Raw genomic sequence first — 25,156 nt, forward strand, 5'->3', positions numbered from 1 at the left:
GTCGCATTCTGCCGGAATGCCGCGCGCATTCCGGCAGAATGCGACCCCTGTGCGCGGAAGGGCGCGGGACGGGTCAGCGCGCGACCGCGAGGCCGAGCCAGGCGGCGAGCTCGGCGACGGCGGCGTCGACGGCGTCGCGTGCGCTTGGGGAGAGCGGCTCGTCCTCGTGCACGGCGGCGACACGGAACACGCCCGCCTTACGGTCGGCCGTCGCATCCAGCTTGCCGACCAGGCGGTCCTCGTACAGGAGCGGCAGCGCGAAGTACCCCCAGCGGCGCTGCGCCGCGGGCTTGTACATCTCGAGCAGGTACTCGAACCCGAAGACCTCCTGGCTGCGCACGCGATCGTGCACCAGGCGGTCGAACGGGGAGAGCAGGGCCACACGCCCGCCGAAGTCGGCGGCGGCGGCAGCATCCCGCATCTCCGGATCCACGCGCCAGGCGAGCGCGCTGCCCTCCACCTCGGCGGCCTCACCCGCCTCGCCCACGAGTGCCGCCCGGGCGATGCCGAGGGCGCCGAGGCGGCGTGCGTCGCGCAGCGGCGCGGCCTCCGCCTCGGGGACGACCTCGATGCCGGCGGGGTAGACCCGGTCGGCGACATCCCAGGTGCGCTGCCGGCCCACGCGCCCGGCCACCGCGACCTCCCCGCGGCCCTGCAGCAGTTCGAGCATCCGCGTGACGTTCTGATTGTGCGTCCATCCGCTCGACTGCCACGGGACCGCCGCGGTATCGGGGATGTCCTTCGACAGCGTCGGACCCCGATCGCGCAGGCGCGCGAGCACGTCGCGGCGGAAGGCATCGTTGGCAGCGAGCCACGCCGCCCAGGCCGGCACCGCGTCCGGCCAGCGCGACATGCGGTCGAGGTGGAGGCCGAGGTCGGAGACAGGGCGGATCATCGCGAACGGCGGCTGCTTCGGATCGTCCATCGCCTTGACCTCGTAAAGCAGCCGGTCACGCTCGAGCGCCTCCGACACCTCGCCCGGCGCGAACGCCGGTCCCAGCCGGGTGAACGCGATCAGCTCCGCGCTCGGGGCGACGGCCGCGGTCGGGTCGAGCTGCAGGAACGTCAGGTGCTCGACGAGCGGCACGAGCCCCGTCGGCCGTGTCGCGTCGAGGCGCTGCGCCCGCACGGCGATGCGACGCGCCTCCTCGCGGGTCAGGATCATGGCGCCACGCCTCCCACGATCTGCTCGGCGAGGAGGTCGCCGACGAGCGGCCCCATCGTGAGGCCGCCCGCGCCGAAGCCCGCGTTCACGAACACACCGGGGTGCCCGTCGAGCGCGCCGACCGACGGCAGGTCGCCCTCGGGCAGCGGGCGCAGACCGACCCGGGTCTCGATCACCGTGGCGTCGGCGAGGCCGGGGGCGACGGCAAGGGCGTCCGCGAGCACCTGCTGTTGCCCGGCAGCGGTGATGCGGGCGTCGAACCCCGACCCCGTCTCGCGGGTGGCGCCGACCACGACGCGCGAGTCGTCGAAGGCGACCAGGTAGTGCGGTGCGACGGGATGCACGGAGGGCCAGTCGCGGGTCTCCACGCCGTCGACCCGCAGGTGTGTGATCTGGCCACGCTGGGGCTCCACCGGGACCCGGGCGCCGAGGCGATCGAGCACCCGGTTCGTCCACGCGCCCGCGGCGACCACCACGGCGTCGGCGTGGAGCTCGTTCTGCTCGATACGGGGAACGCCGTCCGCCCCCAGGTGGACCGTTCCGTCGAGGTGCGTGGCGCCGTGCGCGCGGGCGCCGGCGAGCAGCCCCGTTCGCAGCGACCGGCCGTCCACCCGCGCAGCACCGGAGATGTGGAGGGCGTGGAAACCGTCGCCGAGCGGCGGGAAGAGCGCTCGGGCGGCCGTCTCGTCGATGCGCCGGACCTGCCCGATGGTGCGGGCCTCCCCGGCGCGGGCCGCCACGCGCGCCTCCGCCGCGTCCACGACCTCCGGGTCACGGTTGACGATGAGCGCGCCCGACCGACGGAAGCCGATGTCGTCGACTCCGGTCTCGGCCAGACGCTCGATCAGCTCGGGATAGTAGTCGGCGCCCGCGGCGTAGAGCTCGTAGAAGTCGCCGGACGCGGTCGACGTCCAGGGCTGGATGATCCCCGCCCCGGCATCGGTGGCGCGCCCCGCGAGGCCGGCGTCGGCGATCGTGACCGCGACGCCGCGCCGGGCGAGCGCGAAGGCGGTCGCCGCACCGGCGACGCCGCTGCCGATCACGACGACGGTGGAGCGCGCGGCCGGGCTCATCGGGCGGCGGCCTCCGCGATCGCCGACCCGAGATCCGCCGGCCGGGTGAACATCGGCCAGTGCCCGGTCGGCAGCTCGACCACGTCGTAGCGGTCGAGGGCGCCGAGCTCGCGGCAGAAGTCCTCGCCGGAGGCGACCCAGCGGCGCAGGTCGGCCTCCGGGAACTCGCAGGCGATGACCGTCGCCGGCACCGCGCGACGCCGGGCGTCGTCGCGCAGCTCGATCGCACCGGTGACGACATCGCCGGGCTCGGGCACCGCGTCGCGGCGGAAGGCGGCGCGAAGCTCGTCGTCGAGCCCGACCAGGTCCTCGTCCTCGAAGTCGTCCCACGCGGGCAGGGCCACCTCGCCGTCCACCGGCTCCAGGCCGCTCGGGATGACGCCTCCCGGCGGCAGCGGAGCGGAGTCGACGAAGACGATCCGCGCCACCCGGTCGGGCCGGGCGTCGAGCGCGGCGTTCGCCAGCGGCCCGCCGCCGGAGTGCCCGACCAGCACGACATCGCGCGCGCCGGGGTCGCCCGCGGCGTCGACGGCCGCCGTGATCGCGGCGACGTGCTCGACCACGCCGATACCCGCCCGGGGAGCGCTCACGGCCTCCAGCCCGGGCAGGGTCAGGGGATGCGTGTGGTGACCCGCCGCTTCGATGGTGGGCGTCACCTGCTCCCACGCGCGCGCGTTCAGCCAGAAACCGGGGACGAGGACGATCTCCATGCCCCGACGGTACCCCGCCCCGGCGACATGCGCGCCGGTCGATCCGACCAGTGGAGGCGGCGGGTCAGCCCGACGGCAGCGCCTGGGTGATGAACTGCAGCAGGGGCCGGGCGACCTCGGGGTTCGTGAAACCCGACGATTGCACGCTGATCCAGACACCGGTGGCGGTGAAGAGGTCCTCCTGGCCGGTCATCTCGTCGAAGGTCGCCGTGACGTCCGGCCCGAAGCCGGTGACCGGAGACCCGGTCGCCGTGCGCGCCTTCTGCAGCGCGGCCGAGCTCGCCGCGTCGGGCTTCGACAGCCCGACCGAGATCGGGCCCGTGGGCGACGTGAGCCCGCACGCGACCCCGTCGATTCGTGCGGCGAGGGCGGCCGACGAGCCCTCCGGAGCGGTGAAGGAGGCCTTGAGCGCGTAGCCCGGGAGCGCCGCGGCGACGTCGCCGCCGGCGAAGACGTCCGTGCACGTCACCCCGACCGCCGTGCCCGCGTACGTGGGCGTCGGAGTGGGGGAGGCCACGGGCGGAGTCGAGCCCGCGGGGGTCGAGCCGCCGGCGCTTCCGGCCGAGCAGCCCGCGAGGGCGAACACGGTCGCGAGAGCGGCCGAGAGGAGCAGAGGTGCGGTGCGGCGGGCCGGATGCGGCATGAGTCTCCCGTCGGTGAGCGTCAGTGGATGGGGGCGGCGCGCGGCCGCCTCCAGTCTAAAATCGCCCATCCACGCTCCCGCAACCCCGCCCCGACCGCCGCCTACGCCTCGGACGATTCGGAGATCCCCCGGCAAGGAGGCGGAACCTCCGGAGCTCCGGCGAACTGAGCGGCGAGTCGGTCCGGATCTCCGGAGAGCCGGCGTCGGCCCGAATCGCGCGCGTCAGCGGCGGTCGTTGGTGCCGTAGAGCGCAGCGGCGATGAGCACGGGCTGGAACCACAGGCGGATCAGGCGCTTGCGGTCGGTGTCGAGCCCGAACGCGCTGCGACGGTGCTGCCACTGCGAAACGTTGCCGGGGAACACCGCCGCGAAGAAGGCGGCCGCCGCCCAGCCGACGGTGCTGCGGCTGGCGAGCCCCTTCCGCTGCGGGGTGAGGGCCAGCGCGGTCCCGAGGGCGATCTCGACGACACCCGATGCGAGCACCGTCGTGTCCTCGTCGAGAGGCACGAAGTCGGGCACCTGCGCCCGGAAGTCCTCGCGGGCGAACGTGAGATGGCTCACGCCGGCGAAGACGAGTCCTGCGCCGAGGAGGAGGCGGACGGCGGTGCGAGCGGGGCTGCGTCGTGTCATGGCTCCGATGCAACGCCTTCGCGGCGTTCTCTGCAAGCGGACACGATCGCCTCCCGCGGCCCGGGAATATCCCTCCGCCCGTATCGTTGAACTTGAGTGCACACCACTCAACTTTAGAAACTGGAGATCACGTGCCCGAGAACTTCACTCCCGAGAGCGGCGGAGCCGGCTCGTTCGACGAGTTCCTGGCCCGCTACCTCGCGGGCGAGCGTGCGCGCGCCGCGCGCTCGATCGACATCAGCCGGTTCCTGAGCCGGCGGACGCAGGAGATCCTCGCCGAGGCGGGCCGCTTCGCCCTGGAGCACGGCCACCGCGAGCTGGACGCCCTGCACATCCTGCGCGTCATGGCGGGCGAGGAGCCCGCTGCCGACGCGATGCGCGGCATCGGGGTCGACCCGGCGCGCGTCGTGCTCGCGGCCGAGCAGCGCCTCCCCGCCTCGGGCGAGACGGTGGATGCGGACGCCGCCTCCATCACGCCGTCCGCGCAGCGCGCCCTCTTCCACGCCTACCAGGTCGCCCGCGCCTCCGGCTCGACCTACATCGACCCGGAGCACCTCTTCTTCGCGCTGGTCATCGGTCAGGACGCCCCTGCGGGGCAGGTCCTGCAGGCCGCAGGCGTGACCGCGGACGCTCTCACCAACGCCATGCGCCAGACCGCGACGGTCGGCGCGGGCGCCATGGGCGAGCCCGAGACGGCGGACGACGAGTCCGACACCCCGATGCTCGACCGCTTCGGCACCGACCTGACCGAGCTCGCCCGCGAGGGACGGCTCGATCCGGTCGTCGGCCGCCTGGACGAGATCGAGCAGACCGTCGAGATCCTCTCCCGCCGTACCAAGAACAACCCCGTGCTGGTCGGCGAGGCCGGCGTGGGAAAGACGGCGATCGTGGAGGGTCTGGCCCGTGCGATCGTCGCCGGTGACGTTCCGGAGCAGTTGCGCGACAAGAAGGTCGTCACGCTCGACCTGGCCGGGATGGTCGCGGGTACCCGGTACCGCGGCGACTTCGAGGAGCGGCTCACCGCGCTCATGGACGAGATCAGCGCCGGATCGGACGAGCTGATCGTGTTCATCGACGAGCTGCACACCGTGGTCGGCGCCGGAGGGTCCGGCGAGTCCGGCGGGATGGACGCGGGCAACATCCTGAAGCCCCGCCTCGCCCGCGGCGACCTGCACCTGGTCGGTGCGACGACGCTCAAGGAGTACCGCCGGATCGAGAAGGACCCGGCGCTCGAGCGCCGCTTCCAGCCCGTGACGGTCGGCGAGCCGAGCGTCGGGGACGCCGTGCTCATCCTGCAGGGCCTCCGCGGCGCCTACGAGGAGCACCACGGCGTGAGCTACACGGACGACGCCCTGCGCGCCGCCGTCGAGCTCTCCGACCGGTACGTCACCGACCGCTTTCTGCCCGACAAGGCCATCGACCTGATCGACCAGGCCGGGGCGCGGCTGCGCCTGTCGCTCGGCAAGCGGGTGGACACCTCCGAGCTGATGCAGCGGCTGGCGACCCTGGAGTCCGAGAAGAACTCGGCGGTCGCGGCCGAGCACTACGAGGAGGCGTCGCGCCTGCGTGACGAGATCGAGGCGGTGCAGCGCTCGCTCGACGAGCTGGCCAGCGCGCCGCGGCCCGACGCGGTCGTGGACGAGCCCGAGATCGCGGCCATCGTCTCCCGCGCGACCGGCATCCCGGTCTCCCGCATCGGCGAGGCCGACCGCGAGCGCCTGGCCCGGCTGGAGGCGGAGCTGCACGAGCGCGTCATCGGCCAGGACGACGCGGTCACCGCGGTCGCCAAGGCCGTGCGGCGCAACCGCACCGGGCTCGGAGACGAGCGCCGCCCCGTCGGCAGCTTCCTCTTCCTCGGTCCGACCGGTGTCGGCAAGACCGAGCTGGCGAAGTCGCTCGCGGCGTCCCTGTTCGGGGACGAGAAGGCGATGCTGCGATTCGACATGAGCGAGTTCGGCGAGCGCCACACGGTCGCCCGACTGGTCGGCGCCCCTCCCGGATACGTCGGCTACGACGAGGCCGGTCAGCTCACCGAGCGCGTGCGCCGCAACCCGTACTCGGTGGTGCTGTTCGACGAGATCGAGAAGGCCCACCCCGACGTCTTCAACCTGCTGCTGCAGGTGCTGGACGACGGTCGCCTCACCGACGGGCAGGGCCGAACGGTCGACTTCCGCAACACGGTCGTCATCATGACCTCCAACCTCGGCTCGGAGTTCCTCGCCTCCCGCAGCGGAGCCCTCGGCTTCGTCGCGCCGGGCGCGGACGGCTTCTCGTCCGAGAAGGACCTGCGCGATCGCGTCATGGGCAAGCTGCGCGAGGCCATGCGTCCCGAGTTCCTCAACCGCATCGACGAGATCGTGCTGTTCCGCAAGCTCGACACCGAGCAGCTGACCAGCATCGTGCGCCTGCTCCTGACGGCCACGGCCTCCCGCCTGGCCGCCCGGGGCATCGGGTTCGAGGCGACGGAGGCCGCGGTCGCGTGGATCGCCGACGCCGGCTACGAGCCCGAGTACGGCGCCCGCCCGCTGCGCCGGGTCATCCAGCGCGAGGTGGACGATCGCGTCGCCGACCTGATGGTGACCGGCGAGGTCGCCGAGGGTGGCACGGTCGTGGTGGACGCGGGGGACGGCGAGCTGCGCGTCAGCGCGCAGGCCGTCTTCGCCACCGCCGCCTGATCCCGCCTCCAGCGGTCTCGACACGCCGCGTCCGCATCCGCGGGCGCGGCGTGTTCCGTCTCTCGCACGACCCGTGGGGTCGTTTCCTGTACATCCCCGAATCTGCGCTCACCTCCCGCTGACCGATTCCCCAGTCCGGTTTGGAAGCGTGGACGGGTGTCCACTCACGATTCGAACCGTCCGCCGCTGATCGACCGCATCCTGGCGCCGGTCCGGCGGCTGGAGCCGCGCATGCCGCAGACGCGGGGGCGCGCGATCTGGCAGTTCATCGGCCTGACGCTGGTCGCCGCGGTGCTCAGCTCGCTGTTCGTTCTTCCGGGTTTCCTGGGAACGGGCGTCGCGGCCGCCGCCGGCATCTCCGACTTCAACGCGCTGCCCGCGAACCTGCAGATCCAGCAGTTCGCGCAGAACTCGACCGTCTACGCGAAGCAGGGCGGTCAGGATGTGCCGATCGCCACGTTCTACGCACAGAACCGGCAGGACGTGACCTGGGACGCGGTGTCGCAGAACGTCAAGGACGCCGTCGTCGCGGCCGAGGATCCGCGGTTCTACTCCGAGGGCGCGGTGGATGTGCTCGGCACGGTCCGCGGTGCGCTCGCGACCGTCGTCGGCGGGGACGTGCAGGGCGGGTCGTCGATCACCCAGCAGTACGTGAAGAACGTCGAGGTCGAGAAGTGCGAGGCGCTGACGGACGCGAAGAAGGTGCAGGCCTGCTACGACGACGCGGCGGGCCAGACCCTCCAGCGCAAGGTGCAGGAGATGCGCTACGCGGTGGGGCTGGAGAAGAAGTACAGCAAGAAGGACATCCTGATGGGATACCTGAACGTCGTCGGCTTCGGCGGCCAGGTGTACGGCATCGAGGCGGCAGCGCACTACTACTTCAACGTGGACGCGAACGCCCTGTCACTCGCGCAGGCCGCGACCCTGGTCGCGATCGTGAACAACCCGGCCAACCTCCGCATCGACGAGCCGGACAGCAAGACGAATGGTGCGGCGAACGGGTACGCGCTCACCAAGGCGCGCCGCGACTACGTGCTCGACCGCATGTACGTGAACCACAAGATCACCGCGGCCGACCGCGACGCGGCCAAGAAGACGCCGGTGCAGCCGACCGTCACTCCGACGACCTCGGGATGCGCCGCGGCCCAGCAGTACAACGCCGCGTTCTTCTGCGACTACGTGCGCGACGTCATCCTCAACGACCCCGCTTACGGCAAGACCGCCGACGACCGCTGGGCGACCCTCAACCGCGGTGGCCTCAAGATCTATACGACGCTCAACCTCGACCTGCAGGCGGTCGCTCAGCAGTCGCTGAGTACCTACATCCCAGCGACCAAGGCGGGTATCGACCTGGGCGCGTCGAACGTGTCCGTGGAGCTCGGCACGGGACGCATCGTCACCATGGTGCAGAATCGCGCCTTCAACAACACGGATCAACCGGTGGACGGCACGACCGCGGTGAACTACAACACCGACGAGGCGTACGGCGGGTCGTCCGGGTTCCAGACCGGATCGACGTTCAAAGCGTTCGACCTGGCTGCCTGGCTGGAGGCCGGGCACAGCCTGTACGAGTACATCAACGCGTCGCAGCACACCTTCCCGATGTCGGACTTCACGAGCACGTGCGGCGACATCTCCGGTCCGTCGTGGCAGGTGTCGAACGACGAGGGGTCGGCGAGCCGGCTGTCCGTGATGGCGGCGACGGCGGAGTCCGTGAACACCGCCTTCGCTCAGATGGCGACGAAGACCGATCTCTGCTCCATCCTGAACGCGGCGAAATCACTCGGCATCCATACGGCCGCCACGGGGGGCACGCTGAATTCGTACCCGTCGATGATCCTCGGCACGAACGAGGTCGCGCCGCTCACGATGGCGACCGCGTATGCGGGCATCGCCGATGGTGGGACCGTGTGCACCCCGGTCGCGATCGACAAGGTGATCAACGCCGACGGGAGCGCCCACGCCGTTAGTCCCACCACCTGCACGCAGGGACTCGACAAGGACATCGCGGCCGGCGTCACCTACGCGCTCGAAGGCGTGATGACCGACGGCACCGCGACGAGCGCCAACCCGTGGGACGGCACCCCGATCATGGGCAAGACCGGCACCACCGACGACTCGCTGCAGAACTGGCTGATCACCTCCACGACCAAGGTCGCGCAGGCCACGTGGGTCGGCAACGTGTCGGGCTCCACGCCGCTGCGCAGCCTCAGCTTCGACGGCATCGGCGGCGGCAACGTCAAGTTCTCCATCGTGAAGCCCATCCAGAAGGCGCTGGACCAGCTCTACGGCGGCGACGATTTCACGAAGCCGACGAACAGCTCCCTCTACGGCAGCAAGGTCACGGTGCCGGACGTCACGGGCAAGACCCCCGACCAGGCGCAGAAGCTGCTGGAGGCGCTCGGTCTCGACGTCACTGTCGACCAGACCCCCGTCGACAGCACTCAGACCGCCGGCACCGTCGCGAGCACCGACCCGCCGGCCGGCTCGGCGATCGAGGGCGGCGGGAGCGTGACGATCCAGCTGAGCAGTGGGCAGGCGGCGCCGAGCGCGACACCGACCCCGGGAGGCGGCTCGACCGGCAAGCCGACCTCGACACCGGGGACGGGCGCTGGGAACGCCGGCGGGAACGGGATCGGCGGCGGGAACGGGAACGGCGGCCTGACCGGAGGGGGCGGCGCCGGCGGCTGACGCCGGCCGCGGGCGGTGTGCTGCGCGCGAGCTCGGGCACCGGTCACGCGTCGCCGAACGCGGCCGCCAGCAGGGCTCCGCGCAGGGCGTTCGACCGCTCGGCGAATCCCCGCTGGCGACGCACGTACTCCGCCTTGCCCTCGGGGGTCTCGATCGCGACCGGGTCCGCGCCCCACGGCCGCATGTCGTAGGGGGAGGCCTGCATGTCGAGCAGGCGGATGTCCCGCGCCAGCTCGAACGCGTCGAGCAGCAGCTCGCCGGGCACGAGCGGACCGAGCTTCATCGCCCATTTGTAGACGTCCATCCCGGCGTGCAGGCAGCCCGGCTGCTCCAGCTCGGATTGCGTCTCGCGTGTCGGGGCGAAGCGGTTGCGCGGCACGGCGTCCGGGGTGAAGAACCGGAATGCGTCGATGTGCGTGCAGCGCAGCTCGTGCGACTCGACGACCGCGTCGGTGCCGTCACGGCCGAGCCGCAGGGGCACCGCGTGGCGGCGCTCGTCCTGCCGGTAGACCATCGCCCACTCGTGCAGCCCGAAGCAGCCGAACTGCCCGGGACGCGCGGCCGTGGTACGGAGGATGCGCTCCACGGAGCGCATCAGCGTGCCCTTGTCTGCGGCGAACGCTGCGTGGTCGACCGTGACCGCGCCCGCCGCCGTGCCCGCCGTGTACCAGCGCCAGGCTGCCCGCGGATCGTCCGCCGCGCCCGCCAGTTCCACCCCGGCGCCGGGATGCCAGCGGCGCAGCACGCGCGGCGCGTAGGAGTAGTAGGTGAAGAGGAAGTCCTCGACCGGATGCTTCTCGCCCCGGGCCGCCCGCTCGCGGTGTCCGGCCGTGAGCGCGTCGGCGCGTGCGGCGTGGGCCGTCTCGCGGGCGCGCCAGTCGGCGGGATCGAGCAGGGTGGTCACCTCTCGAGGATAGGTCAGCCCAGAGACTCGAGCGGATTCGCGGCGAGCTTCGCGCGCACGCCGCCCTCCACCAGCCGATGCGCCTGCGTGTCCGGCTTTCGCGCGGCCTGGTCGGTCACGCCCGCGCCGAACTCCGCGGCCAGCTCGAGTCGCGGGTACGCGGTGAGCACGGTGCGCAGGACGTCGCGCGGCAGCACATCCGCTCGGGCCCCGGAGATGTCGAGCCCGGTGGCGACCTCCAGCAGGTAGCCCTCCTGGTCGAACGCCGGGTCGACTGCGGGCCAGTTGTGCCGCACGATCACCTCGTGCGCGCGAACCCGACGCGACGGCTCCCATCCCGCACCCGCCGTGAGCGCCACCGCGACGTGACCCCCGGCATCCTCGTAGGAGAGGGCCACGTTGTCGAACGCCGGGACGATCCCGATGTCGTGCAGCAGCGCCGAGACGTACAGCAGCTCGTGGTCGATCCCGTCACGGCCCTCGTGCTGAGCGAACGCCTCGGCCCACAGCCACGACCGGATGACGTGGTTGAGCAGCGACGGCGAGTGGTACGCCGTGGCCAGTTCGAGCGCCGCCCGCGCGGCCGGGGTGTCCGGCGCGGAGGGCAGGACGGTGCGGGTGGCGGTGGTGGTGCGGGTGTTGGTGGTGGCGGAGGGTGCTGTGGCGTCGGTGCGGTCGGGTCGGTCGGTGCGCGGCATACTCCCATCCTCAGCCACCGCCGCGCCTCGCCGCCGCCCACATCCCGCCGCGCACCCACCAATTCCCGCCAACCCCCGCGCCCATGTGCCTCCTCGCTGGCGCCGAGGCGCCGAAAAGTACGCCGTGTGCCCGGTCACACGGAGATTTTTCGCCGTCTCGGCAGCTGGGCGTGCATGAGCGGGCGCGGGCGCGTGGTCGACCGAGCTCGCGAGGCGGCGCAAAGTACGGTCTGTGCCCGGTCACACGCGTATTTTTGGCCGCCTCGGCGGGCGGGGTGTGGATGAGTCGCCGCGCGGGTCAGTCGCGGGTGGGGTCGAGGACGGTGATGCCGACGGGCGGGGCGGTGGCCGCCTCGGGGAGGAGGCGGGCGGCCTCGGCGAGGCCGACGCGGGCGCCGACGAGGGCGCGCGGGGAGACGGCGCCGGAGGCGACGAGGTCGAGCATGCCCGCGTAGTCCGCGGCGGCCATGCCGTGGCTGCCGAGCACGTCCAGCTCCCAGCCGATCACGCGGTCGAGCGGGAGCACCGGTCCGCCGCCGGCCAGCAGGCCGATCTGCACGTGGCGGCCGCGTCTCCGCAGTGAGCGCACGGCGGCGCCGGCCGTGGCGGGGGAGCCGACGGCGTCCACGGAGACGTGCGCGCCGCCTCCCGTCAGCGCGGCGATGGCGTCGGGAGTCCCGTCCCCGGCTTCCAGCGTGTGCTCGGCGCCGAACGCCCGTGCCAGCTCGAGAGCGGCCGGCGCACGGTCGACGGCGATGGGTCGCGCACCGAGCGCGGCGGCGATCATCACGGCGCTGAGGCCGACGCCGCCCGCGCCGTACACCGCGACCCACTCGCCCGGCCGGATGCGGGCCCGCGCGGTGATCGCGCGGTACGCGGTCGCGAACCGGCAACCCAGGCTCGCGGCGGCCGCATCGTCGATGTCGTCAGGCACGGCGACGAGGTTGAGGTCGGCGGCCCGCACCGCGACCAGCTCGGCGTGCGAGCCCCAGTGCGTGAACCCGGGCTGGGTCTGGTCCGGGCAGACCTGCGCCTGTCCGCTCCGGCACCACTCGCAGCGCCCGCAGCCGTTGACGAACGGCGCCGTGACCCGGTCGCCCGCCCGCCACCGCTCCACGCCGTCGCCCACGGCCTCCACCACACCGACGAACTCGTGCCCGGGCACGTGCGGAAGGCGGACGGTGTCGTCGTGCCCCGCCCAGGCGTGCCAGTCGCTGCGGCAGAGCCCGGAGGCGGCGACGCGGACGATCGCACCGCCGTCGGGGGCGACGGGGTCCGGGAGGTCGGCGACGGCGATCGGCGCGGCGAACGACTCGTACAGCAGGGCTCTCATGGTGCTCCCGGGGTCAGCGCCGCACGGCGCGGCAGGCGAGGTGGACGGCGAGGCGGGTCTCCGGGTCGCCGAGGTCGAGCCCCAGCAGCTCCTGGGCGCGCGCGACGCGGGTGGAGACGGTGTTGCGGTGCAGGCCGAGGGCGTCAGCGGTCGCCGCGATGCCGGACTCGTGATCGAGGTAGGCGGTGAGCGTCTCCACGAGCTCCGGGCCGCGAGCGATCAGCGGTGCCAGGAGGGACTCGGCGGCGGGGACGAAGGTGTCGCTCTCCGTCCACGACAGCAGCAGCTGCTCGAGTCCGAGGGCGTCGATGCGGACGAAGTGGCCGGTCGCGGAGCGGTCGGCCGCGATGCGGGCGGCGTCGGCGGCCCCGTCGATGGTCGCCACCAGCCCGGCGGAGCCGCTCTCGAGCGTGCCGACACCGGTCGCGACGTTGAAGGCGCGGCGCGCGGCCGTGTGCAGCGTGTGCAGGGCGCGCACGTTCTCCTCGACGCGGCTCGGCGACGGGGGCGCGGTGAAGCTGAGCCAGCCGGTCACGCCGCGCCCGCTGGTCGCGGCGTGGGAGTCGACCGGCAGGGCGGTCAGCTCGCGCGAGACGAAGCGCAGCAGCTGGAGGGTGTCGACCCGGGTGCGCCCGATCAGCCGGAAGCCCAGGTGGTAGCCGGTGGTGCGCCACCCGCGCTCCAGCATGCGCTGCTCCAGCTCCGCGTCCCGGTTGTCGCGCGTCTCCAGGAAGTCGCGCAGGAGGCCGGAGGCGACGGCGGCGTCGTTGACGTCCGCCACCTCGTCGATGAGGATGCGGGCGGCGACGGCGGGCATGGCCACTTCGGCGGCGACAGCGAGCGCGATGAGCTGCTGCTGCCCGAGTCCACGACCGAAGACTGCGAGCCGCAGCCCGGCGCGGCTCGGGCTGTCGACCCGCACGGACGCCGCCGACCCCTCGGGCAGCGCGACCGTGTCGATCCACGGCCCGAAGTCGATCGCGGCGTGCACGGCGGACGGGAGGCTCTCCCCGGCCTCCAGGAGCACACCTTCGGTGTCGATCAGGGCCACGCCGTGGCCGACGCTGGCGGAGAGGTGCCGCAGCAGATCGGCGAGGTTGACGGCGTGGTACTCGATGGACTGCGCCACGCGGCGCACATAGCCGAGGGTGAGGGCGTCGCGCCCCTCCAGCAGCTCCCAGCCCGCGCGCGCGAGCGTCATCGGCTCTGCGGTGTCGAGCAGCGCGAGGCCGAGGCGCTCGGAGAGCGCCCGCGTTCCGGAGCCGAACGCCTCCGCTCCCGGGAGCGCCAGCCCGTTGTAGCCGCGGTCGCGCACCCGGCGCACGAGGGCGTCCTGCTGCCACGGGGTGGCCGGCGGCGGGACGGTCAGCACGGCCAGCGCGCCGCGCCCTTCCGCGGGCAGGTCGGCTTCGGTGGACGCCATCTCCAGCTCCCGCCAGACGACGGCCGGGTCGGCGCCCGCGATCGGGCGCAGGCCGCCGTTCGCGGGGTGGGCGAGGAGCGCGGCGAGGTCGAGCTGCTCGGTCATGCGGCGCCCTCCAAGCCGGCGAGGCCGAATGCGGCGGGGGTCACCCGGCTTCGCCGCTCGGGTGAGCGCGTCCACCACTCGGGCGCGGGGAGGGCGATCACCGTCACGTGCCGTGCGAGGGTCACACCGTCCACCTGCAGGACGTCGCGGGAGAGGGAGTCGAGCGCCACGATGATCTCGGGGCTGGCCGCGGTGGTCTCGCCGTCCCGCACCACCGCGAGCAGTTCGGAGCGTGCCACGAGGCGCAGGAGGGAGCCGTCGTCCGCGTCGAGCTGGATGGCGCTGACGTAGGGGTCGTCGGGCAGCGGGACGATCGCGCTGACGCGGCCGGAGCCGAGCAGCCGGCCCTCGATGTCCGCCGCGAGCCGGGCGGGGGAGGCGGCGCGGTCGCCGCTGTTCTCTCCCAGCGCGAGCGCCCGGCCGAACGTGCCGAGGACGGCGTGCTCGGCGAGGTCGCCGACGGTGAAGCCCGCGACGAGCACGGCGCCGCCGCCTCCCGCCTGCACGATCGCGGAGCGCACCTGGCTCTCGACGTCCGCCGGCCGCTGCGTGTCGATCACGACGACGCCGCCTCCGGTGTCGCAGACGACGACCACGCCGGGCAGCGCGTCGACGAGCAGCGAGACCTGGTCGAGACGCGGGAGGGCGCGGCCCATCAGGTCGGCGTCGACGAGAGGGAGGCGGTCGGCCAGCAGCAGCGGCGTCAGGCCGTTCATGCCCGCGCCTTCGAGCGCGCAGACCGCGGCGGCGCGCACCCCGGTCCAGCGTTCGGCGGCCGTGACGAGCGGTCCGAAGACGTCGGATCCGGGGAGGCGCTCGGCGAGCAGGTAGGTGGAGCCGGCGAACGCGACCGCGACGCACGGGGTCGCCGGGTCGAGCTCATCGGTGGCGTGCGCGGTCGCGGGCCAGACCGGCGCACTCTGCACCATGAGCTCCAGCATCGTCGTGGCGCCGCCCCCTCCCGAGCCGAGCAACGAGAACCCTCTGGCCAGCGCGGGCAGGCGCTCCGGACCGAAGGTTCTCATGCCCTCCAGGGTAGGCGGTGCGGGCGCCCGTCTGCGCGGGCGCCCGCGGGTGACCGTGCGGCCGGATGCAGCGCTCAGACCAGCGCCGACGTCTCGACCGGGACGAACTCCTCGGTCAGCCCGAACGCCCGCGGCCCGAACGCCGCCAGGGCCTCCGGGGTGCGCATCATCTCGGGCGTCGAGATGCCGAGGACGCGCACGCGCTGCCCGTATCGCAGCCCCTCCGTCGTGATCGGCTCGCCCGACTCGATGTCGGTCACGCAGATCAGGTCGGGCACGATCGCGACGAGCTCGCCGTCGCGCAGCGCGATGAGGTTCTCGTTCTGGAAGCGGATCTCGAGCGTCTCCGTCGCACCCGCGTCGAGCGACGAGATGGTCGCGCGCCCCTTTGCGAACCCTTCGGTCGTGCGCCGCTCGACGTCCGTCACCTTGCCGGTGAACAGCTCCCGGACCTCCGAGTAGAGGGTCGCGGAGAGGGTGTGCGCGATCGCCTCGAACGGCGAGCGGTGCTGCTCCCGCGCCTCCCGGATCGCCCGGCCGAGGGCGAGCGCCATGGAGAGGGTGCGCGGCACGGCCGTCCGCTTCACGTCGGCGCCCGTCATCGCGTACTCGGCGATGTGCCCGACCCCGCCGAGGCGGATGGTCACCCCGCGGGCGAGCCACTCCATCTGCCGGTCGTCGTCTCCGGTGTCGATCACGACGGTCTCGCCGCGCTCGCCCGCGAGGGCCAGCGGGGAGCCGTGCACCCCGTAGACGGCGAACGTCTCCATCGAGAGCTCGGGGAATGCGCGGCCCATGCCGTCCGCGTCCACGACCGGCAGCCCGGTCTCGGCCGCGACGATCAGCGGGATCATCGAGTTGATGCCGCCGCACTCGATCGGCATGGTGGCGTCGGCCGTGCGCCCGAGGTGCTCCTCCAGGGTGCGCAGCGCGAGCGTCGGCTCGGTGCCCGCGGGGATCTTCTCGATCATCACGGTCGGTGCGCCCATCTGAGCGGTCGGGATGACGAAGAGGTCGTCTGCGAGCTCGTCCGGATCGAGGATGGTGATGCCGCGTTCGCCTTCCGGCTTCGCGCTCAGCACCCGCGCGACGAGCATCTGCCCGATGTAGGGGTCACCTCCGCCTCCCGTGCCCAGCAGCGTGGCGCCGCGGGCGAGGTCCGGGAGGTCCGCGGCGGTCAGCGTCCAGCTCATGCGGCCGCCCCTTCGAGGGCGCGTTCGGCGGTGCCGTCGAAGCGGTGCGACGGGAGGTCGTAGCCGAAGTAGCCGGGGCCGACCATGGCGAGCGCCTCGGCGCCGTGCCAGCGCGGGTCGCTGGGCGCGGCGACCACCCGCACCCGCTGCCCGTAGCGCAGACCCTCGGTCGTGATCGGCTCGCCGCTCTCGGCGTCGAGCACGATGATGAGGTCCGGCGTGGTCACGAAGACCTCGTTCGCGGACTGGGCGATCAGGTGCTCGTTCTGGAACGACAGGGTCAGGACGGCGTCGGAGGCCGTGCCGGTCGCGGCACCGTCGATGCGGGCGCGGCCGCGGGCGAACCCGGCGGTGGTGCCGCGCTCGACGTCGACCACCTTGCCGCCGAAGAACTCGCGGCCGCCGAGGAGGCCGACCGTCGCTGCGACCGGATCGGTCTTGGCGGCGCGGGCCTCCGCGATCCCCGTGCCGATCGCGATGCAGTGGTGCAGCGAGCCGGGGACCAGCGCCTCCCTGGCCACCGTGCCGGACATCGGGAAGCCCGAGATCATGATCGAGCAGCCCATCTCGACGCACGCGACGCGGGCGATGCGCTCGGTCCAGTGGTTGTCGACGGTCTGCAGGACCCCGACGTTCCCCTTCTCGTCGGCGAACGCGAGCGGCGAGGCGGTGACGCCGTACAGCGTGGGGAGGACCATCTGCAGCTCCGGGAACGCCCGGCCCATGCCGTCCGCGTCGATGAGCGGCAGCCCGAGCGCGGCGGCCGCGGCGACGGGGATGGTGGAGTTCACGCCGCCGACCTCGGCGCACGCGACGTGCGTGACCGGGCGGCCGAGGTACGTGCCGAGTGCAGCGACGGGCGCGATGACTTCGTCGAGACTGGGGAGCTTCTCGACCATGACGGTCGGGGCGCCCATCATCGCGACGGTGAGCACGAGCGCGTCGTCCGGCACCTCGTCGAGGCCGACGACCGTCACCGGCCCGTGCTCGGCGAGCGCCTGCTTCGCCAGCAGGGCGCCGATGTACGGGTCGCCGCCGCCTCCTGTTCCCAGCACCGCCGCACCGCGCGCCAGGTCGCCGATCGCATCGGCGGTCAGCGTCCAGCTCATACCCGCACCTCCATCGCCAGGTCGCCGACGGCCTTCACGCGGATGCGTGTGGCGTTCCCCGGCAGGTAGGGGATGGGGACCTCGTCGAAGTCCACGATCGCGACCGACGAGGGGGAGGCGCCGGCCGCGATCGCCTTGTCCACCGCCTCCGCCCGAACGGCGGCGATGGCCTCGTCGCGGCGGCCGGGCTCGACGGCGTACACCTTGTCGATCTCGCCCCCGACCTGTGCGATGGAGGCGCCGATCGCGTTCGCGACGGCGTAGTTCTCCGGTCGGTGCACGGCGCCGAAGATCGGCAGCTCGTCCGGCAGGAGGATGGAGCCGCCGCCGACGGCGACGACCGGGATGGGGTCGGGCGAGGTGCGCATACGGTCGACGGCCTCGGAGACGCGCTCGGCGATGCGGTCGAGCACGCGCTGCACGAAGGCGGGGTCGAGGTGGGCGACCTTCGACGGGTCGCCGACCTGAGCGCGGCCGGCGGCCACGGCGATGTCGGTGGCGGTGAGGGTCGAGCCGCCGAACACGAGCGCCTCCGTCGTCAGGCGATACCCGACCGACTCCGGCCCGACCTCGCCGGTCTCGGTGTCGACGAGGGAGCCGCCGCCGATGCCGATCGAGAGCACGTCCGGCATCCGGAAGTTCGTGCGCACGCCGGCGACCTTGACCTCGTTGGCCGTCTCGCGCGGGAACCCGTTGACGAGCAGGCCGATGTCGGCGGTGGTGCCGCCGATGTCGACGACCGCGCACGTCTCGAGTCCGCTGGTGAGGGCGGCTCCGCGCATGGAGTTCGTCGGGCCGGAGGCGAACGTGGCAACCGGGTAGAGGCGCACGTAGTCCTCGTCCATCAGCGTGCCGTCGTTCTGGCTGAGGAAGATGGGCGCGTCGATGCCCTGCGCCCGCACCGCGGAGGTCAGACCGTCGACGATCTCGCCCGCCAGCTCGCGTAGGGCCGCGTTGATGATCGTGGCGTTCTCGCGCTCGAGGAGGCCGATGCGGCCGATCTCGTGCGAGAGCGAGATGGCGACGTCGTCTCCCAGCTCGTCCGCCAGGATGGCGGCGGCCCGGGTCTCGACGTCGTGGTTGACCGGCGAGAACACGGACGAGATCGCGACCGACCGCACGCCGTGCGCGGCCATGTCGGCGGCGATCCCCTTCAGTTCGGCCACGTCGAGCGGCGAGATCGGGCGGCCGTCGAACTCGTAGCCGCCGTGCGCCAGGTAGCTGCGGGCGTCGATCGCCTCGAGCAGCGCCTCGGGCCAGTCGACCAGTGGCGGGAGCGCCCTGGTCGCCGGCAGTCCCAGCCGCAGTGCGGCGGTCGGAGCGAGCCGCTTGGCCTGCACGAGCGCGTTGATGAAGTGCGTCGTCCCGATCATCACCGCGTGGATCTGGGAGCCGTCGAACGGACGGGCCTCGCGCAGAGCCTCGATCGCATCGACGATGCCGGCGGTCACGTCCGGGCTGGTCGAGTTCTTGACGCCGGCGAGGGTGGTCCTGCCGTCCATGAGCACTGCGTCGGTGTTCGTTCCTCCGACGTCGATGCCGATATGCATGGTGTTTCGCTTTCTGCCGCGGTGACGGCGGGTGGGGCTGGTGGGACGGGACGTGCTGATCAGTTGGACGCGACGGCCTCCGAGCCCGGCGTGCTGCCGGTCGTGTCGCTGCTCGTGCCGTCCACCGCATCCGGGGCGTCCTGGATGGTGGTCGACCGGCCGACGCCGCGCACCCAGCCGAGCTTGCCGGCGACCGTGTAGAGGATGATCGAGAGGAAGAGCGACCAGAGCGCCGGGATGCCCCAGGTGACGTAGTAGCCGACGAGCGACGACACCAGCCAGACAACGAGGGTGGCGGGGACGATGCGCGGCGCGAACTCGGGCAGCCGGCCGGAGGAGCGGGTCGCGTCGAGGTCGCCGCGCCAGCGCCGCACGAAGAAGTACTCGGCGACCATGATGCCGGCGATCGGGGGGAACGCGACACCGAGGATCGTGAGGAAGCCGGTGAACTGCGACAGGATGCCGGCCGCCGCGAGCACCGAGCCGACGACACCGAGCACGATGGTCGTCGTGACGCGGTGGAGGTTCTTGGCGAACGCGGTGGAGATGAAGTTCACCAGGCCGAGGGTGGACGAGTAGAGGTTCCAGTCGTTGATCTTGAGCGTGCCCGTGATGACGATGATCAGGCCGATGAAGCCGATCGACGACGTGACGATCGCGACGATGTCACCGGTGGCGGCGGCGTGCGCGAGCAGCACGCCCGCCAGGCCGATCACGAACTCGCCGAGCGAGACGCCCACGACGGTCTGCTTGATCACGTCGGCCTTGCTGCGGTTGAACCGCGTCATGTCCGCCGTGATGATCGCGCCGACGATCAGGCCGCCGGCGACGATGCCTGTTCCCGCCCAGACCGACATCGTCGGGCCGGGCGCCGGGGAGGTGAGGAGGTCGCCGATCGAGTGCTTGCTGAGCTCGCTGATGACGGACCAGCCGACCAGGATGAGGAAGAGCGGCACGGTGATGTTCGCCAGCCACTGCATCCCGACGAAGCCGTAGGCCACGATCGCCGTCACGGCCAGGCCGAACAGCAGGCTCCAGACCCAGATCGGCATGACGCCGGGCATGAGCGCGTCGAGCGACTGCGCCGAGATCGCCGACTGGATGCCGAACCAGCCGATCAGGCTGATGCCGATCGCCAGGCCGACGAGGGCCGCGCCGATCTCGCCGAAGCCGGTCCACCGCGCGAGGAGCGCCGTGTTGAGGCCCTCCTTCTGACCGATGATGCCGACGATGCACATGATCACCTCGAGGATGATCGAGCCGAGGAGCAGCGCGAGCGCGGCCTCCCCGAACGTCATGCTGTAGCCCAGGGTGGCCCCGAGCAGGAACTGCGAAAGAGCCGAGACCTGACCGAATCGCTGGACCGCGATCCCGAACCACGGTTTGCGCGCGTCGGGGGTCACACGGGAGAGGGCGAAGTCGTCGGCAGGGGCGGTGCGTGCCATGAGGGGAGTCCTTCTGACGGGGACGGGTGTGGGGGTTGCGAAAACGGTAAACCCGTCACCGGCGCGGGGGAATGTGCGATGTGCACGAAGTTGCGTGAGTTCTGTGCGACATGCACATCTCAGCTGCTCGGCGAGTGATCCCGCCTGCCCAGTACCCGCACGACCGGCCGATCCGCGTCCGCCCAGCCCAGCGCGTCCAGTGCGTCGCGGGCGACCCAGCGCAGGAGGTCGTGGTCGGTGCTGGTCGTCGGCGCCGGCCCGCGCAGTGCGGCCTCGTAGCAGGCGAGGTCGATCGCGCGGGAGCCGACGACGGTGACGGTGCGGTCGAGCAGCGCGCCAACGCGGATGGGCACGCCCAGCTCCTCGCGGATCTCGCGCTCCAGCGCCGCCTCGGGCGTCTCGCCGGCCTCCACCTTGCCGCCTGGGAACTCCCAGCGGCCCGCGGCGTCCCTGCCGGGGGCGCGCCGGCAGGCGAGCACGAGCGGGCCGTCGGCGATCACGGCGGCGACGACGCGGAGCGGAGCGGGGGAGGTCATGTGCCCATCCTGCCCGCCCGGCGGCGTCAGCATCCAGAGCGGCGCCAGCATCCAGAGCGGCGCCCGCATCCAGAGCGGCGCTAGCATCCAGAACGGCGCTAGCATCCAGAACGGCGCTAGCATCCAGGTATGGCGGCTCCCGTCGGCGCTCGGCGTGCGCCCATCGTGTTCGGCTTCGTGCTGAGCCTGCTCGTCCAGCTCGCGATGATCGTCGTGGGCGTGTGGCTGGTGGTTCTGTCGGAGGACGACGACAGCACGCTGCTGCTGCTCGCCCTGTGGTGCGGCATCGGGACACTGTACGAGCTGGTCGTCCTGATCGTGCTGGGGCGGGCGGCGCGCCGGCCCGCGGTCGACGGCGACCGGCCTACCCGGATCGAGGTCGGCCCGGTCGCGCGGGTCGTGTCGATGACGGCCACGATCCTCGCCAGCCTGATCGGCTTCACCGCCGCGATCCAGGTGCTTGGCCTCCACAACGATCCGGAGGTCGGCTCGATCACCGACATCGTCGGCGTCTGGTCCATGCTGCTCGCCTGGGGGTTCCTGCACTGGGGCTTCTCGCAGATCTACTATCAGCGGTACTACTCCAGCGATGTGCCGATCCTGCGCTTCCCGGGGACCGACCATCCCCGGTTCGTCGAGTTCGTGTACTTCGCCTACACGCTCGGCACCTCTTTCGCCGCCTCCGACGTGGAGGTGCTGAGTACCCGCCTGCGCTGGACCGTGCTCTGGCATTCCGTGCTCAGCTTCTTCTTCAACGCCCTCATCATCGTGCTGGCGGTCAACACGATCATGTCGTTCAACACGTGACCCCGCGCGGGCGGTGACGGCTGGCAGGATGGTCGGGTGAGCGCATCCATCCCGTCCGTCCTGCTCGTGATCGACCTGCAGAAGGGGGTGCTGCCCGGCTGCTGGGATGCGGACGGCGTCGTCTCCCGCACCGCGGATCTGGTCGGCCGCGCCCGCGCCGCAGGCACGCCGGTCGTCTGGGTGCAGCACGAGGCGGACGACCTGCCCGCCGGCAGCGATGAGTGGGCCTTCGCCGACGGGCTCGACCCGGCCGACGGGGAGCCGGTCGTGCACAAGCGCTACCGAGACGCCTTCGCCGACACCGACCTCGACGAGGTGCTCGACGGACTCGACGCCGCGCGGCTGGTGGTCGCAGGCGCTCAGAGCGACTACTGCATCCGCACCACCACGCAGAGTGCGGCCGTGCGCGGCTACGACGTCACGCTCGTCGAGGACGCCCACACCACGACCGCCGCGGAGTGGGACGGCGTCGAGATCACCGGCGAGCAGATCATCGCCCACACGAACCGCTACTTCTCCGGACTCCGCTACCCCGACCAACTGTTCGCCGTGGAGCGCGCGGCCGAGGTTGAGTTCGGGTAGGGCCGCGGGCAGGGGGACGTTTCGAGGCGGAGCAGCACGTGTCCGAGTTCGGGGGGCGCGGCTTGCCTCGTCGGTTCGCGATCTTCAGCATGACCGGCTGTGAGTGAATCCGGAGATCTCTCCCGACACGCCGGTGGAACGGCGCAACTCCGGAGATCGGGCCCGCCCGGGGCAGGATCTCCGGAGTTGCGAAGCAGCGGGCTGGCGGAGCGGCTAGACCTGCGCGCCCAGCTTGAAGCCCTTCTCCTCGTCGCCCTGGCGGGTGTACGAGAAGCCGTCGGCGCCGATGGTGACCGCCATCTCGGAGTCGTCGGTGCGGGCGGTGAGGGGCTGCGGGTTGCCGTCCAGGTCGAGCACGAGGGAGGCCTCGGTGTACCAGGACGGGACCACGGGGTTGCCCCACCAGTCGCGACGCTGGTTGTCGTGGACGTCCCAGGTGACGACGGGGTTGTCGGGGTCACCGGTGTAGTAGTCCTGCGTGTAGATCTCGACCCGGTGGCCGTCCGGGTCGCGCAGGTAGAGGTAGAACGCATTGGAGACGCCGTGTCGGCCGGGACCGCGCTCGATCCGGTCCGAGAGGCGCAGCGCGCCGAGCTTGTCGCAGATGGCGATGATGTTGTGCTTCTCGTGCGTGGCGAACGCGACGTGGTGCATGCGGGGGCCGTCGCCGCCCGTCATCGCGGTGTCGTGCACGGTCGGCTTGCGGCGCATCCACGCGGCGTAGGTGGTGCCCTCGTCGTCCTGGATGTCCTCGGTCACGCGGAAGCCGAGGTCCTCCATGTAGGCGACCGCGCGAGGGACGTCCGGGGTGACCTGGTTGAAGTGGTCGAGCCGGACGAGCGCGCCGGGCGTGTAGAGGTCGTAGCGCCAGGCGAGGCGCTCGACGTGCTGCACGTCGTAGAAGAACTCGTAGGGGAAGCCGAGCGGGTCCTCCACGCGCACGCTGTCGCCGATGCCCTTCGTGAAGCCCTCCGCCCGACGCTCGATGCGGCAGCCGAGCTCGGTGTAGAAGGCGACCGCACGATCGAGGTCCTCGGGGGTGCGCACGCGGTACGAGAAGGCGGCGACCGCTGCGACGGGGCCCTTGCGCAGCACGAGGTTGTGATGGATGAACTCCTCGAAGCTGCGCAGGTAGACGGCGTTCTCGTCCTCCTCGGTCACGACCAGGTCGAGCACGTCGACGTAGAAGTCGCGGCTGGCCTGCAGGTCGGTGACGACCAGCTCCATGTAGGCGCAGCGCAGGATGTCCGGCGGGGCGGCCTGCGGGGTGGGGATGCGGTTCGCGGGAGCGGGGATGGGGCTGCTCATGGTGGTTCTTCCTCTTCGTCGAGTCGGGTGGCTGCTGCCGGCGGTGTCAGTGGGCGCCGAAACGCGGCGTGTGGACCTCGCCGAGCGTGATGTGCACGGCCTGCTGGTCGGTGTAGAAGTCGATCGAGCGGTAGCCGCCCTCGTGGCCGAGACCGGAGGCCTTCACGCCGCCGAACGGGGTGCGCAGGTCGCGGACGTTGTGCGAGTTGAGCCACACCATCCCCGCCTCGACGTTCTGCGAGAAGGTGTGCGCGCGCTCGAGGTCGTTGGTCCAGATGTAGGCGGCGAGGCCGTAGCGCACACCGTTCGCGAGCTCCAGCGCCTCCGCGTCGGAGTCGAAGGGCGTGATGGCGACGACCGGGCCGAAGATCTCCTCCTGGAAGATGCGGGCGTCGGGCGACACGTCGGCGAACACGGTCGGGGCGACATAGTTGCCGTGGTCGAGACCGTCGGGGCGGCCGCCGCCGGCGAGGAGCCGGCCCTCCTGCTTGCCGAGCTCGACATAGCTCATGACCTTGTCGTAGTGCTCGGGATGCACCAGCGCGCCGACCTCGGTCTTCGGGTCGTGCGGGTCGCCGACGACGATGTTCTTCGCGCGGGCGGCGTAGCGCTCGCAGAATTCGTCGTACACGGCGCGCTCGACCAGGATGCGCGAGCCGGCGGTGCAGCGCTCGCCGTTGAGCGAGAAGACGCCGAACAGGGTGGAATCGATCGCGGCGTCCAGATCGGCGTCCGCGAACACGACGGCGGGGGACTTGCCGCCGAGCTCCATCGACAGGCCCTTCAGGAACGGTGCCGCGTTGCCGAAGATCAGCTGGCCGGTGCGGCTCTCGCCCGTGAAGGAGATCAACGGGACGTCGGGGTGCTTGACGAGGGCGTCCCCGGCCTCTTCGCCGAGGCCGTTGACGAGGTTGAATACGCCGTCGGGGAGGCCGGCCTCGCGGAAGATCTGCGCCCACAGGCTCGCCGACAGCGGGGTGAACTCGGCCGGCTTCAGCACGACGGTGTTGCCGGTCGCGAGCGCGGGAGCCAGCTTCCAGCTCTCGAGCATGAAGGGCGTGTTCCAGGGCGTGATGAGCCCGGCGACGCCGATCGGCTTGCGGTTGACGTAATTGAGCTGGCTGCCGGGCACCTTGTACGCGTCGTCGCGCTGAGCCACGATCAGGTCGGCGAAGAAGCGGAAGTTCTCGGCCGCGCGCCGGGCCTGCCCGAGCGCCTGGGTGATCGGGAGGCCGGTGTCGAAGGTCTCCAGCTCGGCGAGCCGGGCGTCCTGCGCCTCCACGGCGTCCGCGATCCGGTTCAGCACCCGGGCGCGCTCGCGCGGTTTCATCCGCGGCCAGGGTCCGTCGACGAACGCGCGGCGCGCGGCGGCCACGGCGAGGTCGATATCCTCCTTCTGCCCGGCGGCGGCGGTGACGTAGGTCTCGTTCGAGACGGGGTCGAGCACGTCGAAGGTCGCCCCCGAGACGCTGTCGACGAACCGGCCGTCGATGAAGTGCTGGATCGTGTCGGGAAGGTTCTCGGGGACGTAGTGCTGCGCCATGCGCGTGC

21 protein-coding genes are annotated in these 25,156 nt (G+C 72.0%); 4 read left to right on the forward strand and 17 right to left on the reverse strand.

Translation table 11 applies throughout. The annotated features are described in order from the left end of the window. Positions 1-73: 73 nt before the first annotated feature. The 5 genes from LLS1_RS17770 to LLS1_RS17790 form a co-directional block, all read right to left on the reverse strand. Positions 74-1,165, reverse strand: a complete 1,092-nt coding sequence (locus tag LLS1_RS17770) for a DNA glycosylase AlkZ-like family protein (protein WP_226657638.1) — start codon at positions 1,163-1,165, stop codon at positions 74-76. Next, on the reverse strand, positions 1,162-2,238 hold the full coding sequence (locus LLS1_RS17775; RefSeq protein WP_226657640.1) for an FAD-binding oxidoreductase: 1,077 nt from the start codon (positions 2,236-2,238) through the stop codon (positions 1,162-1,164). Before LLS1_RS17775 ends, LLS1_RS17770 begins: the two co-directional genes overlap by 4 nt. Further along, positions 2,235-2,948, reverse strand: coding sequence for an alpha/beta fold hydrolase (locus LLS1_RS17780; RefSeq protein ID WP_226657641.1), 714 nt, complete (start codon positions 2,946-2,948; stop codon positions 2,235-2,237). The genes LLS1_RS17775 and LLS1_RS17780 overlap by 4 nt, the downstream gene beginning before the upstream one ends. Before the next feature lie 64 nt (positions 2,949-3,012). Beyond that, entirely contained in the window at positions 3,013-3,660 is a 648-nt protein-coding gene (locus LLS1_RS17785) for a hypothetical protein (RefSeq protein WP_226657643.1), read from the reverse strand. A gap of 153 nt (positions 3,661-3,813) precedes the next feature. Continuing rightward, on the reverse strand, positions 3,814-4,221 hold the full coding sequence (locus LLS1_RS17790) for a hypothetical protein (RefSeq protein ID WP_226657645.1): 408 nt from the start codon (positions 4,219-4,221) through the stop codon (positions 3,814-3,816). Between the two features lie 131 nt (positions 4,222-4,352). On the opposite strand from LLS1_RS17790, the gene LLS1_RS17795 reads away from it, so the two are divergent. After that, positions 4,353-6,896 carry an ATP-dependent Clp protease ATP-binding subunit gene (locus LLS1_RS17795; RefSeq protein WP_308443828.1) on the forward strand — a complete coding sequence of 848 codons (2,544 nt, stop codon included), beginning with the start codon at positions 4,353-4,355 and terminating at the stop codon, positions 6,894-6,896. 156 nt (positions 6,897-7,052) lie between these two features. Continuing rightward, the gene (locus LLS1_RS17800; protein ID WP_226657646.1) at positions 7,053-9,587 is read left to right on the forward strand and encodes a transglycosylase domain-containing protein; all 2,535 of its coding nucleotides are present in this window, start codon (positions 7,053-7,055) and stop codon (positions 9,585-9,587) included. 43 nt (positions 9,588-9,630) lie between these two features. Here the strand turns inward: LLS1_RS17800 and LLS1_RS17805 are convergent, their stop codons facing one another. From LLS1_RS17805 to LLS1_RS17850, 10 genes are all read right to left on the reverse strand, one after another. Continuing rightward, positions 9,631-10,491, reverse strand: coding sequence for a 3-methyladenine DNA glycosylase (locus LLS1_RS17805; protein ID WP_226657648.1), 861 nt, complete (start codon positions 10,489-10,491; stop codon positions 9,631-9,633). 14 nt (positions 10,492-10,505) lie between these two features. Then, positions 10,506-11,189: an HD domain-containing protein gene (locus tag LLS1_RS17810; protein WP_226657650.1), complete on the reverse strand. Its 684-nt coding sequence runs from the start codon at positions 11,187-11,189 to the stop codon at positions 10,506-10,508. A gap of 298 nt (positions 11,190-11,487) precedes the next feature. Continuing rightward, complete coding sequence (locus tag LLS1_RS17815) at positions 11,488-12,522, reverse strand: alcohol dehydrogenase catalytic domain-containing protein (protein ID WP_226657651.1); 1,035 nt, start codon at positions 12,520-12,522, stop codon at positions 11,488-11,490. Positions 12,523-12,535: 13 nt separating this feature from the next. Further along, a complete protein-coding gene (locus LLS1_RS17820; protein ID WP_226657653.1) occupies positions 12,536-14,050 on the reverse strand; it encodes a CdaR family transcriptional regulator in 1,515 nt (504 codons plus the stop codon). Further along, a complete protein-coding gene (locus tag LLS1_RS17825; protein ID WP_226657655.1) occupies positions 14,047-15,075 on the reverse strand; it encodes a DUF917 family protein in 1,029 nt (342 codons plus the stop codon). Before LLS1_RS17825 ends, LLS1_RS17820 begins: the two co-directional genes overlap by 4 nt. A gap of 74 nt (positions 15,076-15,149) precedes the next feature. Continuing rightward, complete coding sequence (locus tag LLS1_RS17830; protein WP_226657657.1) at positions 15,150-16,268, reverse strand: DUF917 domain-containing protein; 1,119 nt, start codon at positions 16,266-16,268, stop codon at positions 15,150-15,152. Then, positions 16,265-17,377 carry a DUF917 domain-containing protein gene (locus tag LLS1_RS17835; protein ID WP_226657659.1) on the reverse strand — a complete coding sequence of 371 codons (1,113 nt, stop codon included), beginning with the start codon at positions 17,375-17,377 and terminating at the stop codon, positions 16,265-16,267. Before LLS1_RS17835 ends, LLS1_RS17830 begins: the two co-directional genes overlap by 4 nt. Next, positions 17,374-18,927 (reverse strand): hydantoinase/oxoprolinase N-terminal domain-containing protein, encoded by a 1,554-nt coding sequence (locus LLS1_RS17840; RefSeq protein WP_223360271.1) that lies wholly within the window; start codon positions 18,925-18,927, stop codon positions 17,374-17,376. The genes LLS1_RS17835 and LLS1_RS17840 overlap by 4 nt, the downstream gene beginning before the upstream one ends. 59 nt (positions 18,928-18,986) lie before the next feature. After that, the gene (locus LLS1_RS17845; RefSeq protein WP_226657661.1) at positions 18,987-20,372 is read right to left on the reverse strand and encodes a cytosine permease; all 1,386 of its coding nucleotides are present in this window, start codon (positions 20,370-20,372) and stop codon (positions 18,987-18,989) included. Between the two features lie 119 nt (positions 20,373-20,491). Continuing rightward, positions 20,492-20,908: a (deoxy)nucleoside triphosphate pyrophosphohydrolase gene (locus LLS1_RS17850; protein ID WP_226657663.1), complete on the reverse strand. Its 417-nt coding sequence runs from the start codon at positions 20,906-20,908 to the stop codon at positions 20,492-20,494. 129 nt (positions 20,909-21,037) lie between these two features. Between LLS1_RS17850 and LLS1_RS17855 the strand changes: the two genes are divergently transcribed. After that, positions 21,038-21,715, forward strand: a complete 678-nt coding sequence (locus tag LLS1_RS17855) for a DUF1345 domain-containing protein (protein WP_226657665.1) — start codon at positions 21,038-21,040, stop codon at positions 21,713-21,715. 36 nt (positions 21,716-21,751) lie between these two features. Next, the gene (locus LLS1_RS17860) at positions 21,752-22,297 is read left to right on the forward strand and encodes a cysteine hydrolase family protein (protein WP_226657666.1); all 546 of its coding nucleotides are present in this window, start codon (positions 21,752-21,754) and stop codon (positions 22,295-22,297) included. Positions 22,298-22,510: 213 nt separating this feature from the next. Here LLS1_RS17860 and hpaD read toward each other — a convergent pair whose 3' ends face one another. Both hpaD and hpaE read right to left on the reverse strand, forming a co-directional pair. After that, a complete protein-coding gene (gene hpaD, locus LLS1_RS17865; RefSeq protein ID WP_226657668.1) occupies positions 22,511-23,605 on the reverse strand; it encodes a 3,4-dihydroxyphenylacetate 2,3-dioxygenase in 1,095 nt (364 codons plus the stop codon). 46 nt (positions 23,606-23,651) lie between these two features. Further along, positions 23,652-25,148 (reverse strand): 5-carboxymethyl-2-hydroxymuconate semialdehyde dehydrogenase, encoded by a 1,497-nt coding sequence (gene hpaE / locus LLS1_RS17870; protein ID WP_226657670.1) that lies wholly within the window; start codon positions 25,146-25,148, stop codon positions 23,652-23,654. Positions 25,149-25,156: the final 8 nt, after the last annotated feature.

The sequence above is a fragment of the Leifsonia sp. LS1 genome (assembly GCF_020521355.1).
Classification (GTDB): domain Bacteria; phylum Actinomycetota; class Actinomycetes; order Actinomycetales; family Microbacteriaceae; genus Leifsonia.

Bases quoted from the DNA above. Each gene is read 5' to 3' on its own strand.
- LLS1_RS17775 (WP_226657640.1), bottom strand. From the start codon at position 2,238: ATGAGCCCGGCCGCGCGCTCCACCGTCGTCGTGATCGGCAGCGGCGTC.
- hpaD (WP_226657668.1), bottom strand. From the start codon at position 23,605: ATGAGCAGCCCCATCCCCGCTCCCGCGAACCGCATCCCCACCCCGCAG.
- LLS1_RS17855 (WP_226657665.1), top strand. From the start codon at position 21,038: ATGGCGGCTCCCGTCGGCGCTCGGCGTGCGCCCATCGTGTTCGGCTTC.
- LLS1_RS17830 (WP_226657657.1), bottom strand. From the start codon at position 16,268: ATGAGCTGGACGCTGACCGCCGCGGACCTCCCGGACCTCGCCCGCGGC.
- LLS1_RS17770 (WP_226657638.1), bottom strand. From the start codon at position 1,165: ATGATCCTGACCCGCGAGGAGGCGCGTCGCATCGCCGTGCGGGCGCAG.
- LLS1_RS17790 (WP_226657645.1), bottom strand. From the start codon at position 4,221: ATGACACGACGCAGCCCCGCTCGCACCGCCGTCCGCCTCCTCCTCGGC.
- LLS1_RS17780 (WP_226657641.1), bottom strand. From the start codon at position 2,948: ATGGAGATCGTCCTCGTCCCCGGTTTCTGGCTGAACGCGCGCGCGTGG.
- hpaE (WP_226657670.1), bottom strand. From the start codon at position 25,148: ATGGCGCAGCACTACGTCCCCGAGAACCTTCCCGACACGATCCAGCAC.
- LLS1_RS17835 (WP_226657659.1), bottom strand. From the start codon at position 17,377: ATGAGCTGGACGCTGACCGCCGATGCGATCGGCGACCTGGCGCGCGGT.
- LLS1_RS17845 (WP_226657661.1), bottom strand. From the start codon at position 20,372: ATGGCACGCACCGCCCCTGCCGACGACTTCGCCCTCTCCCGTGTGACC.
- LLS1_RS17820 (WP_226657653.1), bottom strand. From the start codon at position 14,050: ATGACCGAGCAGCTCGACCTCGCCGCGCTCCTCGCCCACCCCGCGAAC.
- LLS1_RS17815 (WP_226657651.1), bottom strand. From the start codon at position 12,522: ATGAGAGCCCTGCTGTACGAGTCGTTCGCCGCGCCGATCGCCGTCGCC.
- LLS1_RS17785 (WP_226657643.1), bottom strand. From the start codon at position 3,660: ATGGGCGATTTTAGACTGGAGGCGGCCGCGCGCCGCCCCCATCCACTG.
- LLS1_RS17810 (WP_226657650.1), bottom strand. From the start codon at position 11,189: ATGCCGCGCACCGACCGACCCGACCGCACCGACGCCACAGCACCCTCC.
- LLS1_RS17850 (WP_226657663.1), bottom strand. From the start codon at position 20,908: ATGACCTCCCCCGCTCCGCTCCGCGTCGTCGCCGCCGTGATCGCCGAC.
- LLS1_RS17825 (WP_226657655.1), bottom strand. From the start codon at position 15,075: ATGAGAACCTTCGGTCCGGAGCGCCTGCCCGCGCTGGCCAGAGGGTTC.
- LLS1_RS17840 (WP_223360271.1), bottom strand. From the start codon at position 18,927: ATGCATATCGGCATCGACGTCGGAGGAACGAACACCGACGCAGTGCTC.